The sequence below is a fragment of the Neptuniibacter sp. 1_MG-2023 genome (genome assembly GCF_030547185.1).
GTDB lineage: Bacteria > Pseudomonadota > Gammaproteobacteria > Pseudomonadales > Balneatricaceae > Neptuniibacter.
In genome coordinates, this window is record NZ_JAUOQR010000001.1 from 400,669 (window position 1) to 415,626 (window position 14,958).

13 protein-coding genes and 7 tRNA genes are annotated in these 14,958 nt (G+C 42.6%); 5 read left to right on the plus strand and 15 right to left on the minus strand.

Annotation, left to right across the window (positions count from 1 at the left end; translation table 11 throughout):
• Positions 1-69: 69 nt before the first annotated feature.
• On the plus strand, positions 70-465 hold the full coding sequence (locus Q4492_RS01835) for a PA2817 family protein (RefSeq protein WP_303415552.1): 396 nt from the start codon (positions 70-72) through the stop codon (positions 463-465).
• Between the two features lie 26 nt (positions 466-491).
• Here Q4492_RS01835 and Q4492_RS01840 read toward each other — a convergent pair whose 3' ends face one another.
• From Q4492_RS01840 to Q4492_RS01885, 10 genes are all read right to left on the minus strand, one after another.
• Positions 492-3,344 (minus strand): bifunctional diguanylate cyclase/phosphodiesterase, encoded by a 2,853-nt coding sequence (locus tag Q4492_RS01840; protein WP_303415553.1) that lies wholly within the window; start codon positions 3,342-3,344, stop codon positions 492-494.
• Positions 3,345-3,349: 5 nt separating this feature from the next.
• On the minus strand, positions 3,350-4,552 hold the full coding sequence (locus Q4492_RS01845; protein WP_303415554.1) for a hypothetical protein: 1,203 nt from the start codon (positions 4,550-4,552) through the stop codon (positions 3,350-3,352).
• Entirely contained in the window at positions 4,524-4,934 is a 411-nt protein-coding gene (locus Q4492_RS01850) for a hypothetical protein (RefSeq protein WP_303415555.1), read from the minus strand. The genes Q4492_RS01845 and Q4492_RS01850 overlap by 29 nt, the downstream gene beginning before the upstream one ends.
• Positions 4,935-5,106: 172 nt before the next feature.
• A tRNA-Glu gene (locus Q4492_RS01855) sits at positions 5,107-5,182 on the minus strand.
• A 28-nt stretch (positions 5,183-5,210) separates the two neighbouring features.
• Positions 5,211-5,285 (minus strand) — tRNA-Gly (locus Q4492_RS01860).
• 17 nt (positions 5,286-5,302) lie between these two features.
• Positions 5,303-5,378: transfer RNA gene (locus tag Q4492_RS01865), tRNA-Glu, on the minus strand.
• 28 nt (positions 5,379-5,406) lie between these two features.
• Positions 5,407-5,481, minus strand: a tRNA-Gly gene (locus Q4492_RS01870).
• 18 nt (positions 5,482-5,499) lie between these two features.
• Positions 5,500-5,575: transfer RNA gene (locus tag Q4492_RS01875), tRNA-Glu, on the minus strand.
• Between the two features lie 357 nt (positions 5,576-5,932).
• Positions 5,933-6,007: transfer RNA gene (locus tag Q4492_RS01880), tRNA-Gly, on the minus strand.
• 11 nt (positions 6,008-6,018) lie between these two features.
• Positions 6,019-6,094 (minus strand) — tRNA-Glu (locus Q4492_RS01885).
• A gap of 141 nt (positions 6,095-6,235) precedes the next feature.
• Between Q4492_RS01885 and Q4492_RS01890 the strand changes: the two genes are divergently transcribed.
• Positions 6,236-6,976, plus strand: coding sequence for a hypothetical protein (locus tag Q4492_RS01890; RefSeq protein ID WP_303415556.1), 741 nt, complete (start codon positions 6,236-6,238; stop codon positions 6,974-6,976).
• Here the strand turns inward: Q4492_RS01890 and Q4492_RS01895 are convergent.
• The 4 genes from Q4492_RS01895 to Q4492_RS01910 all read right to left on the minus strand — a co-directional run bounded on the left by Q4492_RS01895 (position 6,966) and on the right by Q4492_RS01910 (position 10,073).
• Positions 6,966-8,036: a YeeE/YedE family protein gene (locus tag Q4492_RS01895; protein ID WP_303415557.1), complete on the minus strand. Its 1,071-nt coding sequence runs from the start codon at positions 8,034-8,036 to the stop codon at positions 6,966-6,968. The genes Q4492_RS01890 and Q4492_RS01895 overlap by 11 nt on opposite strands.
• A 286-nt stretch (positions 8,037-8,322) precedes the next feature.
• Positions 8,323-8,916 (minus strand): molybdenum cofactor guanylyltransferase MobA, encoded by a 594-nt coding sequence (gene mobA / locus Q4492_RS01900; protein ID WP_303415558.1) that lies wholly within the window; start codon positions 8,914-8,916, stop codon positions 8,323-8,325.
• A gap of 55 nt (positions 8,917-8,971) precedes the next feature.
• A complete protein-coding gene (locus tag Q4492_RS01905; RefSeq protein ID WP_303415559.1) occupies positions 8,972-9,343 on the minus strand; it encodes a response regulator in 372 nt (123 codons plus the stop codon).
• Positions 9,344-9,440: 97 nt separating this feature from the next.
• Positions 9,441-10,073 (minus strand): bifunctional 2-polyprenyl-6-hydroxyphenol methylase/3-demethylubiquinol 3-O-methyltransferase UbiG, encoded by a 633-nt coding sequence (locus tag Q4492_RS01910; protein WP_303415560.1) that lies wholly within the window; start codon positions 10,071-10,073, stop codon positions 9,441-9,443.
• A gap of 130 nt (positions 10,074-10,203) precedes the next feature.
• On the opposite strand from Q4492_RS01910, the gene ubiM reads away from it, so the two are divergent.
• From ubiM to Q4492_RS01925, 3 genes are all read left to right on the plus strand, one after another.
• The gene (ubiM, locus tag Q4492_RS01915; protein ID WP_303415561.1) at positions 10,204-11,523 is read left to right on the plus strand and encodes a 5-demethoxyubiquinol-8 5-hydroxylase UbiM; all 1,320 of its coding nucleotides are present in this window, start codon (positions 10,204-10,206) and stop codon (positions 11,521-11,523) included.
• A gap of 235 nt (positions 11,524-11,758) precedes the next feature.
• On the plus strand, positions 11,759-13,477 hold the full coding sequence (locus Q4492_RS01920; RefSeq protein WP_303415562.1) for a PQQ-dependent dehydrogenase, methanol/ethanol family: 1,719 nt from the start codon (positions 11,759-11,761) through the stop codon (positions 13,475-13,477).
• 67 nt (positions 13,478-13,544) lie between these two features.
• Entirely contained in the window at positions 13,545-13,967 is a 423-nt protein-coding gene (locus tag Q4492_RS01925; protein ID WP_303415563.1) for a cytochrome c, read from the plus strand.
• A gap of 70 nt (positions 13,968-14,037) precedes the next feature.
• Here the strand turns inward: Q4492_RS01925 and Q4492_RS01930 are convergent, their stop codons facing one another.
• A complete protein-coding gene (locus tag Q4492_RS01930) occupies positions 14,038-14,769 on the minus strand; it encodes a DUF6515 family protein (RefSeq protein ID WP_303415564.1) in 732 nt (243 codons plus the stop codon).
• Positions 14,770-14,958: the final 189 nt, after the last annotated feature.

Below are 14,958 nucleotides of genomic sequence, written 5' to 3' on the forward strand. Positions count from 1 at the left end.
ATTCAGATCAAACTAGCAGGCTTAAGTTCCACCTTATAAAATAGCTTCACCATGATATCGGAGCCCGAAATGACATCTTACCAAATTCACCATCTTAATTTCCTGAAAATTGCATATAACAATTTGATAAAGTGCGAGCCCTTTACGCATGATGAGATCACACCAGAAGACGAAACCTTTATTCTTAGCCTGAAGCAACTTATTGAAGAGTTTGAAGCAGGTAACGAAAATATCTATATAACTGGAGAACAAATTCTAGAACGTGCTTTTAGAATGTACCCAGCCCTAGCCCACTTAATCGCTAGGGATCTCCTCTGGTTTTTTGGAGGTAGCTGTCTACATAATATGGCCGACGACGAGATAGAGAAATTTCAACAGTTAGATGAACTGCGGTTCAGCGCTGAAGAAAATAATGAAGAGTTTGACTATCTGAACAAACGCGCAAGTATATTTGGCCAGAACTAGCGTACAGGTATAAATCCCCAGCACTCTTATTCAAATGTGATATCCACTGCTTGGTTAGCAACAAAATTAACAAGTTCTGCGGCCGGCAGTGGCCGACTAAAATAATACCCTTGGATTAAATGACAACCGTGCAATCTAAGGTAAGCAAGTTGCTCACTTGTTTCCACCCCTTCGGCAAGTACTTTTAAACCTAAACTTTTTGCCAAAACAATAATCGCTTTAACAATTGCTTCACCTTCGGGGTCAACCCCTATATCGCGAACAAAGCTTTGATCAATTTTTAAGGTATTGAGCGGTAATTTCTTCAAATAACTAAGAGAGGAATAACCTGTACCAAAATCATCCATGGAGAGAGACATACCCATCTCTCTAATTTTTTGCAGTTTAGGAATCGTGATTTCAGGCTGACGTAATAAAAAGTTCTCAGTCACTTCCAAATCAACTAGTTTAGGGTCTATACCAGTTTCATTTATTGCTTGTTTCACCGTCGACAATAAGCTTTCATGCATAATCTGTTGGCCAGCAACATTAACCCCCATACGAATATACATACCTTCGTCATGCAAGATCTTCCCTTGCTTACAAGCCTCGCGCAACACCCATTCGCCAATAGGTACAATCAACCCTTGTTCTTCAGCTAAAGGAATAAATTTGGCGGGAGAGATCATACCAAGCTCTTTATGCTGCCAACGCAGAAGCGCCTCCGCTCCCATGACGCTACCTGAACTCGTGTCAATTTGAGGCTGAAAATAAACCTTAAGCTCATCACGTTCTAATGCTCGGCGCAGATCATTGACTAAAGAGAAGCGTTCGTAGCGCTCACTACCCCGTTCATCATGATAAAAACGTAACTGATTTTTGCCTCTTTCTTTCGCATCAAACATAGCCACATCTGCATACTGCACAAGCGTAGTCACATCGACCGCATGTTCAGGATAGATCGCAATACCAATACTCAAAGTACTAAATATTTCGTAACCATCAATGATAAAGGGCTCTCTAAATGCTGTTAAAATATGCGAAGCAACCTCTTCAATCTCTTGAACTGAAGAACACGCTTCCAACAGAACAGTAAACTCATCTCCACCTAAACGGGCTAAAATGTCACTAGTACTAATGACATTTTGAATACGCTCTGCCGCTTGCTTTAACAGCTCATCCCCCACCGGATGACCTAGGGAATCATTTACATCTTTAAAGGAATCTAAATCACAAAAAAGTACGGCGATAATATCCTCACCACCTGAATGCCTCTTAAGGGCTTGCTCCACCTGCTCATTAAACATCAATCTATTAGGCAAAGCGGTGAGCGGATCATGATTAGCGATCCACTCAAGTCTTTTTTCAGCGTGCTGTCGTTCTGTAACATCCATGCCTATAGATAAAACCTGTACATCTGAATCAGGGATATTTAATGCAGAATGCAACCATGAAATCTGTAATATTTGACCATTTTTAGCTCGAATCCCCGCTGAAACCTGTATCTTATTTTCTTGCTTATTTAACAAACGCTCCATTAACGCTTGATGCTTTTTTAAATCTTGCTGATTATGCTGCAGATCAAAAAAGCTAAGCGATTTCACTTCCTCATCGTTAAGCCCAAGTATGCCTAAACCAAAACGGTTAATTGTCTCTATATTACCCTCATCATCTAAGGTCATAATAATTGCTTCAGCAGTATTCAAAAGACTAGTAACAAAATCACGCTCCGCCTCAAGCTGAACTGATCGCTCAGTTAAGTTTTCCGCTCGCTCAAGTAAAGAGGTTTCTAAATGTTCAAGCTGTTGTGAAACCTCTAAGGTACTATTTTGTAAGAGATCTAGCTCATCCTCAAAAATATTACTGCGTTTGATTGTATGTATACCTAAACGAATATCTTCATAGGAACTTTTTGCGAGAAGCGGTAGAAGCGACGATACTTTAGCAAGGGCGCTCAAAGGTGAGCGCAAAACAGTCAATAAAAACAGAGCCGCCACAAAAAGTCCTGACCCAGAAACCAATAAGCTCTGTATTAGATCATCCCTCGCCGCTATATAAGTATTTGTATGGTCTTCTATAAGAATCCAATAAGCTTGACCAGGAACAGTTCCCTCAGGCGCCTTTAAAAGAATTTGGTAATGACGATTATTGGCATCAACTTCATACACCCCACCTTCGGCAGAGATATGCTGCTCGCTTACTAATGTATTTAACAACATTTCATTTTCAGACTTTTGAGTTAAATACTTAAGCTCCAACATTTGTAACCGAGCATCATCAACACTTTCAGCCGGCTGCAAGGCAAGACCAATATCTCGTCCTGTTTGATGGTTAAATTCAAGAATGATGTCACGCATCTCACGCCCCACCACAACGACACCAATTTGGTTATTCTCCAAAGTGACGGGCATAGCAATAAAGCGTAAACACTGTTCGGCGCAATAAAAAAACTTAACAGGTTCTTCAACCGCTTGAACTTGAGTAATAATAGATATAGGAAAATCAACAAAGATGCCGTCTTTAACACTGAGCACACCAGCACTATCATAAAAATAGATAGCGTCCATAGAACCGCTCATAACTAGATCAGGAAAGAGGGTTCCGATAACCTCCGTATATGCTTCCGCTCTTGTGTTTCCCTCATACTGTTTATTGACAACGAGAGGGATAATTTCTGCTAAATCGAGCAATCGATCATAAGAGGTAGCGACCAGCCCTTCTAGCACATTCACATCGCGTTTTATAAATTCAAGACGCTGTTGCTCACTTTTCTTTTCTAAGCTTAAATAGGAGTAATAGCCATAAATAAGATGCACCATAGTCAATGCAAAAACTAAGTATATAAATACCTTCCAGCGCAAGCTAAAAAAAGCGCGATTACTCGCATGCACATCAGCCATCTTTATTAAAACCTATAGGTTGCCTGGAGAAGAAATAGATCCCAATTCTCTTTTTTCTTGGTCTGATCGGGATTATCTTGGGTTGCCAACCAACCCGTCCCTTCTACTTTGTGCCATTCGGCACGGAACAGCCAATGAGACGAAGGTTCCCAACCAACCCCAAGCGTCCAATCGAAAGCATATTGGTTATAGGCGGGCACCCCCAAAAGTGCTTCCGCTTTTTTACCATCTTTATCGTCTTTATCTATATAAAACACATCTCGTCGAGCAAACATAGATAACTCAGACGTCAACCTATGCTCTAACTGCAGATAAAAAGATTCACTGGCCGTTTCAGGCTTAAGTGCAAATACGCCTCCTAAACTACCCCAATCAACATCTTGCCGAAAATACTCCCCCGTCAAACTCCACTTATCCCAATTGTATTGTAATGACAAAACAATAACGCCAAGATCGAGACGACCATCACCAGGTGCTCCTGGAGCCGGAGTCGAGGGATGATCAAAGTCCAACTTAAAATTCCCATAAGTAAAAGCGCCGATAAAACTATAGTCATTCAAACTATACTCTGTACGCCAAAGGTAGCCTCGAGTCTGATCAAACGAACCAGGCCAATCGTCATTCAAATACGCATATTCCACATTTTTATCTTTGCGCGGGGCGCCGGCTAATAACTCCGACTTAATACGTCCACCGCTCAACATTTTCGTTCCATAAAGTATCAAGCCATCAGAAGATAGCTCTAGATTTCGGGCTCGGTCAAAATAGAGCGATTGAGGCAGCATAATTGAAGGCCGTGTAAACGCTACATCACGCGTCGTATTATAAAAACCAAATGGATTTTTTACCCGCCCTACCTGTATACCTGCATGTCCCCATTGTTGTTCCAAAAAGCGATAATCCACTAAGGCATAATCAACACTTAATTTACCATCATCCACTTCCCCCGCCCGACGAGAAACCAACTGCCCGGAGACTAAAAACCGTTCACTTAAGCGCGTAGTTGAACTAATACCAAGCTCTCTAAAATCAAAACTTCCGCTCTCACTCTTACCATAGAAATTATTATCGTCAGTTAAGGAAAACCCTTGGGTAACAAAACCATTAACTTCCCAATCAATATCATCTGCCGCAACAAAATCCACCCATAGCAGACTGAAAAGAAGTGCACTAAACCACCTATTTAACCAGTAAAGTCTTAGCATCACTGCTCCCCCCCTTATCCATGGATATATACCCTATCGCTCCTTTATTTTTAGATACTTTATCTAGCATCTCGTCAAAGGACTCTACAACCATTGGGGACTGTCCTGAGCCAGAAAAAACAGATCGATCCCAGATTTTCACTAACTGATAAGGGAAGAGTTTTAATTCTTTTTTAACAAACATTTGATGTTCTGCTTTATGGGGAGGAAGAATATAAACCCTAACTGACTGACCGTCGGGCCAAACACGAGTTTGCATCGAGAAAATAGAGAGGAGGTATTGTCGGCTAACGCTATCAAGTGAAACACTTGAATTGACGATAACCTCAGACGAAACTATCCGAGGAAGCACTAACAATAATAAAAATAACAGAAGTCGGATCATACAATGAATACAACCACATCCTATGTGAAATAACCTAGACTCGAAATAAAAAATCTTTATTTCGAACAAACAAGGTACAACGCATAGTAGTCTAGTTCAAGAAAAGAGATTTTTCTCAAAACTAAGCATTAATTCATTTTATTGGGCGATACAACAAAGAAAAATAAGGAAATGGCGTCCCATAGGGGGTTCGAACCCCTGTTACCGCCGTGAAAGGGCGGTGTCCTAGACCTCTAGACGAATGGGACACAAAAATTGTAAATTCATTGCATAATTTGGAGCGGGAAACGAGGTTCGAACTCGCGACCCCAACCTTGGCAAGGTTGTGCTCTACCACTGAGCTATTCCCGCAAAACCTTCAAAGAGAATGGCGTCCCATAGGGGGTTCGAACCCCTGTTACCGCCGTGAAAGGGCGGTGTCCTAGACCTCTAGACGAATGGGACACAAAAAATTCAAATTCACTACTGAATTTGGAGCGGGAAACGAGGTTCGAACTCGCGACCCCAACCTTGGCAAGGTTGTGCTCTACCACTGAGCTATTCCCGCTGATCTCTTTAAAGAGAATGGCGTCCCATAGGGGGTTCGAACCCCTGTTACCGCCGTGAAAGGGCGGTGTCCTAGACCTCTAGACGAATGGGACGCTACATCCTTGCAAGACGTGTTGCCTTGTAAGGAGGCGCGTATATTAAAGAACTGATTCTTAGGGGTCAACCCTATTTTTAAGAAAAAAGAACACTTTGTTTTCTATCCATGGGTTGCAAATACAGCAAACAGCCCTAACGCTGTTTTCACCCTAACCCATTGGTAATATTAAAGAACTTTCAACAAGGTAAATTCATGACAGCTTTATACCCAATACACACCATTTTTTGGCCACTCAAGTGCCAATAAGGTAGATATGCAGTAAAGGAAGACAGCTTAATAAACAGTTATCGGAGGGATAAAAACAAAAAAACCAGCATAAGCCGGCTGATAAAATAAACGGTATAGTAGAAGATGGAGCGGGAAACGAGGTTCGAACTCGCGACCCCAACCTTGGCAAGGTTGTGCTCTACCACTGAGCTATTCCCGCAATGCTTTAAATGGCGTCCCATAGGGGGTTCGAACCCCTGTTACCGCCGTGAAAGGGCGGTGTCCTAGACCTCTAGACGAATGGGACGCAGCAAGCTTTATCAGCTCATTAAAGCGGGGCAAATAATACTGATCTAACATTCAAAATACAAGTGTTTTATTTGATTATTTACCTATAAAATCAGAGTTGTTTCCGATAGTGTAAAGTGATTATAAATAGGACACTTTCATGAGCCCAACTTACATAGCAGTTATTATTCTTTGTGGCGTTGCTCTCATGGCCTGTATAGCCTTTGTCATACAGGATATTGAAAACAAAAAGCGCGAACGTAATCTACGCTTGATCAGTTTAAAGTCTGGTATTCGCAGGGCATCTCATCTATTTGATGCCTTCCCACCCATTCTAATGTCTACCGAAATCCGCACCCTACTTTGCAAATACCTAGAAGCTCGCTGGACAGCGGTTGTCGAATTAGATCCGAATGAGAGCAATAAACAGCAAAAAGCCGCTTTTCAAGCTCAAGCAGCTATTTTGCCAGAACCTGTAGCTCACCCATCAGGCTCCATGACCATATTTAAAAGCCATACAGAAGCCGCTAGAGCGATGGGCATTATAAAAGAATTAGCCCAATTCATTGCCGATATAAAAAACAAAGGCGAAATCAATAATGAAATAGCAGACAACTTAACAAAAGACGCAAAACACACCTATTCGCGTATTGAAGTTGATATTGAACTTATGAACGCGATGGAAACGGAGAAATCTAGAGGCCCCGAAGTCGTCATACATCACTACCGTAGCTGCTTTAGCAAGTTGCAAAACCTCAATTACCACCAAACGCTCGATCGACAATTATACGAAATCCGCACACATGTCGGCCAACTGGCAGAAAAAATAGATACAGCAGCAGAAGAAAAAGCAAAAGAGAAGGCAGAGGAAAAAGACTCAGGTAAAAAGTTTAACTTCTAACCACTGAAAGTTCTCGCTTCCGATCAACAAAGGTATCGGTCAGACCTGCCCCAGCCCACATAGAGGCCAAAGCAATCCAGGCCGTAATAGAAAACGCAGAGCCACCAGTTAATCCTGCACCCACAGCACAGCCACCAGCCAGCATCCCTCCCATCCCCATTAGGCATGCCCCCATAATGTAGCGCACCATACTACTACCATCTTTAAACCCCTCAAGCTTTAACGTACGGGAAAAGAAAGCAGCTAAGAACGAACCAATAAAAACACCAGGTACTAATCCAACATCAAAATCCATTGGCGCACCACCTGGCGTCAGAAAGTACATCAAGGTGTCGGCGGAAGGCCCTGTAAACGTCATGCTCTCAACTTGTGTAGATTCGAATGTTTGATAAGACATATGATAAGTAAACCACCAGCCGCCCACGACCATAGATCCAACACCCATAGAACCAATCCAAGCCCACGGCGTCAGTTTATTTTTTATACCATAGATCACAGCCACTACAGCACAAGCGATACTGATATATATGCCAGCATAATCACCTAAGCCAAGAAAACCTAATAATTCCAGCCCCCCATCCTCATGTAGTAAAACAGAATGGGCAACAGCATCCCTAGCCGGTGCAAAAATACCACGTAAACTAGCTTGCGCTATAGCAGCAAACAATAAGCCTGAAAACAGAGCACGAAGGTTCCCTGTGGCTGCTAGCACAAGCAAACGTGCTCCGCAGCCTCTCGCTAAAATCATACCCGCACCAAACATGAGCCCGCCTATAACCGCACCGGATAAACTTCCATAAGATGCCAGCATTCTAGAATCAGTAATATCCAGCTCACCCATCAGAATAAGCGTTTGAGTCCCACCGACAGCCGCAGAAAAGGTTAACAACCAGATAGCCACCTTAGGTCCCATATTTCCACGTACAAATTCAACAACCGCGGCTCGTAAACAGAACTGACTTCGCTGGGCAAACACACCAAACATCAGCCCTAAAATCAGCCCGCCTAAGGCTGTTGCGCCATCTTCACCTAAGCTATCAATTAAAAAATCGAAATCCATAATGGCTAAACCTATACATAAACGTTAAAGCTAATAGGCACCGCGCAACAAAAAAAGAGACTCACAATCTCACGCTCAATTGAGAAAGGAATGACCACTGAGGGCTATTAGATTATTTCTGAATGAAATAATAACAAAACAAATTAGTATATAAATTGACCTATACCAACAGGCGAGTAGATTTATTAACAAGAACTAATGAAGAGAATGCTTTTAAAAGTTGCTATCGATTTTTTTGGAGGGGTTCCGTCACTAAGTGAAGGCGGATGACTGGTGATACAGAATACTAAGGTAGATCCTGTGCGGTATTAATATTTTTTAATGCAGAGGACTTTGCATCCATTTCCACAAAATACATAGGAAACTGCTTATACCACTTATAGACCGCTCGCTCACCGCTGGAAAGCCAATGGGTTAACTCAGTGCCAAATCTCATAGGTATAACCGCATGTAGAAACTGCGGTTGATCACCCGTTTTTAACACCACAATTTTATCTCGATGCTCTTTAGCGGCCAGTAATAAACGCTCTATGACATTTTCATCCAACAGAGGCGTATCACAAGGTAACACCATTAAATGGGTATAAGCATCCAGTTGACGCATCGCCGCATGAATACCTGCCAGCGGCCCCTGATAACCATTGATCTGATCTTTTACTAAGGTACAGCCAAAAGACTCATACTGATCAAAATTACGGTTACAACTAATAAGCACGGTTTCTAACAAAGGCTTTAAACGATCTAATGTCCAGCAAACCATAGGCTTCCCATCGTAGATCACTAAACCTTTATCTTGATCTCCCATTCGACTCCCCTGCCCTCCTGCCAAAACGACCGCGGCAATCTTTAACGGGGGATACTGTGTCAAAGCATGGGACATAAACAACCTAATAGTAGATACGGTAAAAAGCTATACACCGATAAAAATGAAGGGGTTACTCCGACACCGCAATATTATCCAAAGCAGTCACCAATTTTTCAAAATCAATCGGTTTCCAGATAACCTCTTTAACATTCCCGGCATCAAGGATATGCTTAATCTCACGCCTTTCCGCCTGCCCAGTGATCACGATACAAGGCTGCTCTGGGAATTTCTGACTAATATAATTAACCACCTGATCACCAGTCAAAAGTGGCATTTTCACATCGGTGATAAAAGCATAACAATCACCTTTTTCCAATTCGGCCAAAGCCGCTTTAATCGAACTAAAACAGTGCGGTTCATAGTCCAAGTTTTCTGACTTAATACGACGCTCTAAGCTTTTGAGCATCATCTTTTCATCATCAAGAATGATAATTTTACGCATCTCAACACCGCTCAGTTTTCAACAACCCCTTATATATAGGAGCTATACACTTTTATAACGCTTTAATTATAAACCACAAATTAAAAAACAGATCGACTCAATTTCTCTTTGCACTCACTATAGCCAACCAAGGTTGCTGTTGGCGCGGCATTCCCTCTGGGCGGTAATAATGATGTAGCACCTCAAACCCAGCGTCATTCCAGAAACGTTGACTCACATCAAACTCCATATAATGGCCATATCGCTGACCATTCCAACCCTCATCATTCCCTCGAGGATTAGAACTAAACAAAATACCACCCTCTCTAAGCGCTCGATGGCAGGCACTTAAAACACTCGGTAATAACTGACTAGGCACATGAAACAGGGAAGCATTTGCGTAAATACCATCAAAACATTGCTCGCCTAAATCCAACTCAGCAAAACTTTGATTCAAAACATCGCAACCACTATGCTCCTGCGCCATCTTACAAAAAGTCTGACTACCATCTAAACCAACTGCTCTATGACCAAGCCCTTTAAAATAATGAAGATCGCGACCAGGTCCACAACCTAAGTCCAAAAGGTCTAATCCTTCACGCTGCGGAAGCGCTTTTAAAAAAGCCTCAATATTTTGACTAACATCATGATCACGTGTTCCCTGCCAAAACGCTTCTGCATTCGTTTCATAATGATCTAAAGTGATACGTTCAATCTCTTCAACTGCATCATCAGTGTGTTTCTTTGTCATACCTACCTTCCAATTTATATCTTTTACTAAATATTCGAACCGAGATTGAGGCCGTTTTATTTGATTTACATCCAAGCTTAAAACTAAATGACGGAGTAAAGTAGCTTTTTTCAACTAAGAGGTGGTTGTTATGAGTGAAATCTACGATGTCTTAATAATTGGTGCCGGCCCTGCAGGGCTGAGTTTTGCTCGTTCCTTAGCAGACCTGCCGCTTAATATAGCTATCGTAGAACGATCATCAGAAACAACACTGGCAGAACCTCCCGAAGATGGCCGAGAAATAGCACTCACCCATCAATCCGTAGAGATCATGAAAGCCTGTGGCGCATGGCAAAGACTACCCGCGGAATCGATCTCACCTATCAAAGCAGCCAAAGTGTTTGATGGTGAATCAAGCTACAGCTTAAATTTTGATAACTATACTCAAGATTTAGAAGCCTTAGGCTACCTAGTCCCCAACCACCAGATCCGTAAAGCTTACTACGCAGAACTCATATCTCATCCTCAGATAGACGTTTTAACTGAAACCCTTGTGGAATCAGTGACAACAGATGAATACAACGGCACAGCAATTCTCAGCAATGGCAAGGAATTAAAAGCTAAGCTAATTATTGCTGCGGATACGCGTTTTTCTGAGATGCGTCGTAAAATGGGGTTATCTGCAACCATGAAGGACTTTTCAAGAAGCGCAATCGTCTGCCGAATGGAACATGAAAAGTCACACCAGCAAACTGCATTTGAATGCTTTCATTATGGTCGTACAACCGCAATTCTACCCATGAACGGGAACCGCTCATCCATTGTAGTTACTGTTAATAGCCGTGAAGCACAACACTATGCTGAAATGAAAGAAACTGACTTTAACCAGACGATAGAACAGCAGCTAAATGGCTTACTTGGGGAGATGAAACTGACCGGTATACGTCATATCTATCCATTAGTCGCTGTACACGCAAATCAATTTGTAGGACGTCGCTTTGCCTTAATCGGTGATGCCGCTGTAGGTATGCACCCCGTCACAGCTCACGGTTTTAATCTTGGACTTAAAGGACAAGCAACCTTAACTCAATTAATAGCACAAGCTGTGGCCGATGGAGAAGAGATTGCTAGTGAAACACTGTTAGCCAACTACGAATCAGAGATGATGCGCACTACTCGTATCCTCTACCACGGTACAAACTTAGTGGTAGGCCTATTCACAAACGACACTTTGGCAGCAAAAATAGCACGTAAAGTGACCCTTCGTTTGGCAAATAATATTACCCCGATAAAGCAGCTTATTACCCAATCCCTGACTGAAAAAGAATTAGATAAAGCAAACCCACTACAGGTATTAAAAAATCACCTACCGCCCCAACCAGCATCCCTACCTATAAATAAGGTAAAACAGAACTTAGAAAAGAAGATATTGAACAAATTTAATCCGTCTGCGTTCTTTAGTTCTAACTAAAGTTTCGCTCTGAGATAAAATCCTACGATCTTATCCTCAATAAAATTGGTAACCACTCGATAACTGAAATTCAAATAAAACATAATGTCGCACAATGACACAAACAGTTTCAGCCAACATGCAAAAAGCAAAGAAATAGACCAAATTCATCCTATTTTTTAATGGCACAAATAATGCTCTCTCATAATCGCGCACGTATACGATAAAAATTAAAAATACATAAGTGAGAGCAAATATGATGCATAAAAAAATAGCAGGTGCAGTCGTCTGCACGGCTTTATTAGGCTTAAGCCTATCTATCAACACCTACGCACTTGGCGTCAGTGTCTTAGAAGGAAAGCATCTTAATAACTTTGTTACGGACGATATGCTGCTTAATGCAGATAAAGATCCAAACAACTGGCTACATTACGGTCGAGACTACGAAGGAACACGGTATTCTCCCTTAACACAGATAAACAAAGAAAATGTCAGCGATTTAGTGCCTAAATGGAACCTTTCGTTTGGTGTAATTGGCGCACAAGACAGCCAAGTCATGGCCGTCAATGGTCGACTCTACGTTACCTCCAGCCAGAACCTAGCCTTTGGCCTTGACGGAACAACAGGCGACATCCTTTGGAAATATCAACGCGCACTGCCTGGTGATCTAGGTTCAAAGCTTTGCTGTGGTTCAGTTAACCGCGGTGTCGCGGTATACAAAGATAAAGTTTATATGGCCACACTCGACACCCATATGGTTGCCTTAGACAACAATACAGGGGAAGTGGTTTGGGAAAAGAAACTAGGTGACTACAAAACAGGTGAGATCCTAACGTCCATGCCAATGGTTATTAATGGCATGATCGTAATAGGCAACTCCGGTGGTGACCTCGGTGCAAACCCAGGCACCGTGTATGCGCTGGATGCTGATACAGGCGAACTGATCTGGAAAACCTACACTGTCCCAATGACCGGCAAAGAAAAAATCGCCAAATCATGGGCAGGAGATTCTTGGAAAACCGCAGGCGGTACGCCATGGCTTCCACCAACCTATGATAAAAAAACAGGTTACATTCTTTATGGTGTAGGTAACCCTACCCCAGACTTTGATGGAAGCTCACGAAAAGGTGACAACCTATATACAGGTTCCACCGTCGCAATCGATCCGAAAGACGGCAAAATTGTTAACCACTTCCAATACACGCCCCATGACGTTTGGGATTATGACGGTACCAACGAAGCGATACTGATCAAAGATAAGAAAAACAGAGACACCTACCTACATGCTGACCGTAACGGCCACTTATATTCTATCAACAGCAAAACGATGAAATGTAACTGGGTTGTTCCTATGCAGCGGGCCAATTGGGTTGAAAGCTTTGATGACAACTGCCGTCCAACGGTTAATCCAGACAAAGTACCAACTGAAGGTAAAATCACAACCGATATCGCACCGACGCTAGGCGGCGGTAAAGAGTGGCACCCAGCCGCTTACAGTAAACGTACCGGTATGATTTATGTGCCTGTCATTGATATGTCGATGGATCTAGAAGCCAAAAAACAAGAGTTTAAACCTGGGCAATGGTTCTTAGGCACCAATACACTTCGTTTACACCCCGGAGCAGGTTATCTAAAAGCATTTAACGCAACTACCGGCGAACTTGAATGGATGCGGTCGCAAAACGTACCAGCAACAGGCGGTGTACTAGCCACGGCGGGCGGACTAGTTTTTAACGGTGATGCTGAAGGTTTCTTCCGCGCCATTAAAGATGATACTGGCGAAACCCTATTTGAATACAACGTAGGTACAGGTATCCACAGCAACCCTACCACCTACATGGTAGGCGACACCCAATATGTTGCCGTACTTGTAGGCCCTGGTGGCGGTAGCTTATGGCCACTCGTGTATGGAGAGTTTTTCAAACATAACACTAAGGGCGGCGGTCTCTTCGTGTTTGCACTCCATAAAAAATAACCACCTGAATCATTTTTAACCTTTACGAGGGGGCACCTGCTCCCTCTATTATCTTCAAAGGTGTTCCATGCAAAAACGACTAAAAACCAAACTCGCAATTTTGATTCTGATGAGCATAGTATCAACCGCATGGGGGTTTGGTGTAGAAGGCCTCCAACAACAAGAAGGCACAAGCGAAGAGGATCTAGCGGCACTCGCTGAAAAACACATAGGCAACCCCGACTCTATCGCCACTGGTAGACAACTATTTGGTAATACCTGTCTATTTTGCCACGGCCCCGATGGTAAAGGTGCTCGCGCCCCATCTTTAGTAACAGGCCCCTATAGGCCCGGCGGCGGTAACACACCAGAATATATGTATTCCGTTGTTATACATGGGCGTCCAGGCACGATCATGGCATCATTTAAAGAAAGCCATACAGATGATGAGATCTGGCAGATTCTAGCCTTTTTACGAGATCGCTCTACTGCTATTGCAGCAGAAAAGTAACATTAAACCCAAGAAATAATCCGGCGTTTGGCACGCCTACCTTAGACGTGCCCTTTTTCCAAAACCTTACCTAATTCAACCTCACAGCTAGGTAATGAATCCCCTGACCTGATAGCTGAGGCAAAAAGTAAATATCTCTATATTGAAAATACTGCTGTCCATTGATGGTGACCGACGCTGCACCTTGGGGCAAAGCGCTGTAACGGTTACCCAACTGAAAGTTGCTACTCCGGGTAGGTAAAATAGTCGTACTACGGATAATCGTGCCACTCGGTGCTTCAACTACACGGTAATAGCCATTATCAAACACATAGTAAATGCCTTGAACAGCATAATAGGAGCGCCCTTTTACTATGACCTTTTCATGTCCATTGGGTAGATAACGAATTTTCAAACCCGACGGTGGACGAACAACCGTATAGCCTTGATGACCATAGCGATAATAGAATCCGTCATTAAAGATAAATGACACACCTCCAAAATTAACGGATATTCCTTTCGCTGGTGCTTTATGAACAACCGCACCGGTTTTATAAACCTTCCGCTGCGGAACGCTATGCTGGCGATATACAATTGTCTTGTGCGATACAACTTTAACCGGAGCACTCTTATGATGACCCGGGCTCTTTTTCGTTTCCTTGCCCTTAGATTGTTTATTCTGATTCTTTTTATTTTGACCTTCTATAGATTTAGTCTCTTTATAGTGTGCATCTTTATACTGTGAGTCTTTTCCTTGAGCGGTACCCGTCGTTGGCAGCACAATCAAACTCATAACAAGGGGTAATAGGATAGTTAATTTCATCGCGTTACCTATCTAAACCAATTAAGTTAAGAACCATACTACGCGGAAAAATTAACAAAAAACTCGACTTAGCATACCTTTACACAACCTTTGCACTTCTTGACGGCCTGTCCACTCAAATACGCAGACACCGTATGTTTTTTAATATACAGATTGCTGAATAGACTTAAAAAGCTGCACACAAAAAGC

What these genes read in the sequence shown, in the direction of transcription:
- Q4492_RS01835 (WP_303415552.1), top strand. Translation starts at nt 70, where the DNA reads ATGACATCTTACCAAATTCACCATCTTAATTTCCTGAAAATTGCATAT.
- Q4492_RS01895 (WP_303415557.1), bottom strand. Translation starts at nt 8,036, where the DNA reads ATGGATTTCGATTTTTTAATTGATAGCTTAGGTGAAGATGGCGCAACA.
- ubiM (WP_303415561.1), top strand. Translation starts at nt 10,204, where the DNA reads ATGAGTGAAATCTACGATGTCTTAATAATTGGTGCCGGCCCTGCAGGG.
- Q4492_RS01910 (WP_303415560.1), bottom strand. Translation starts at nt 10,073, where the DNA reads ATGACAAAGAAACACACTGATGATGCAGTTGAAGAGATTGAACGTATC.
- Q4492_RS01930 (WP_303415564.1), bottom strand. Translation starts at nt 14,769, where the DNA reads ATGAAATTAACTATCCTATTACCCCTTGTTATGAGTTTGATTGTGCTG.
- Q4492_RS01925 (WP_303415563.1), top strand. Translation starts at nt 13,545, where the DNA reads ATGCAAAAACGACTAAAAACCAAACTCGCAATTTTGATTCTGATGAGC.
- Q4492_RS01850 (WP_303415555.1), bottom strand. Translation starts at nt 4,934, where the DNA reads ATGATCCGACTTCTGTTATTTTTATTATTGTTAGTGCTTCCTCGGATA.
- Q4492_RS01905 (WP_303415559.1), bottom strand. Translation starts at nt 9,343, where the DNA reads ATGCGTAAAATTATCATTCTTGATGATGAAAAGATGATGCTCAAAAGC.
- Q4492_RS01840 (WP_303415553.1), bottom strand. Translation starts at nt 3,344, where the DNA reads ATGGCTGATGTGCATGCGAGTAATCGCGCTTTTTTTAGCTTGCGCTGG.
- Q4492_RS01920 (WP_303415562.1), top strand. Translation starts at nt 11,759, where the DNA reads ATGATGCATAAAAAAATAGCAGGTGCAGTCGTCTGCACGGCTTTATTA.
- Q4492_RS01890 (WP_303415556.1), top strand. Translation starts at nt 6,236, where the DNA reads ATGAGCCCAACTTACATAGCAGTTATTATTCTTTGTGGCGTTGCTCTC.
- mobA (WP_303415558.1), bottom strand. Translation starts at nt 8,916, where the DNA reads ATGTCCCATGCTTTGACACAGTATCCCCCGTTAAAGATTGCCGCGGTC.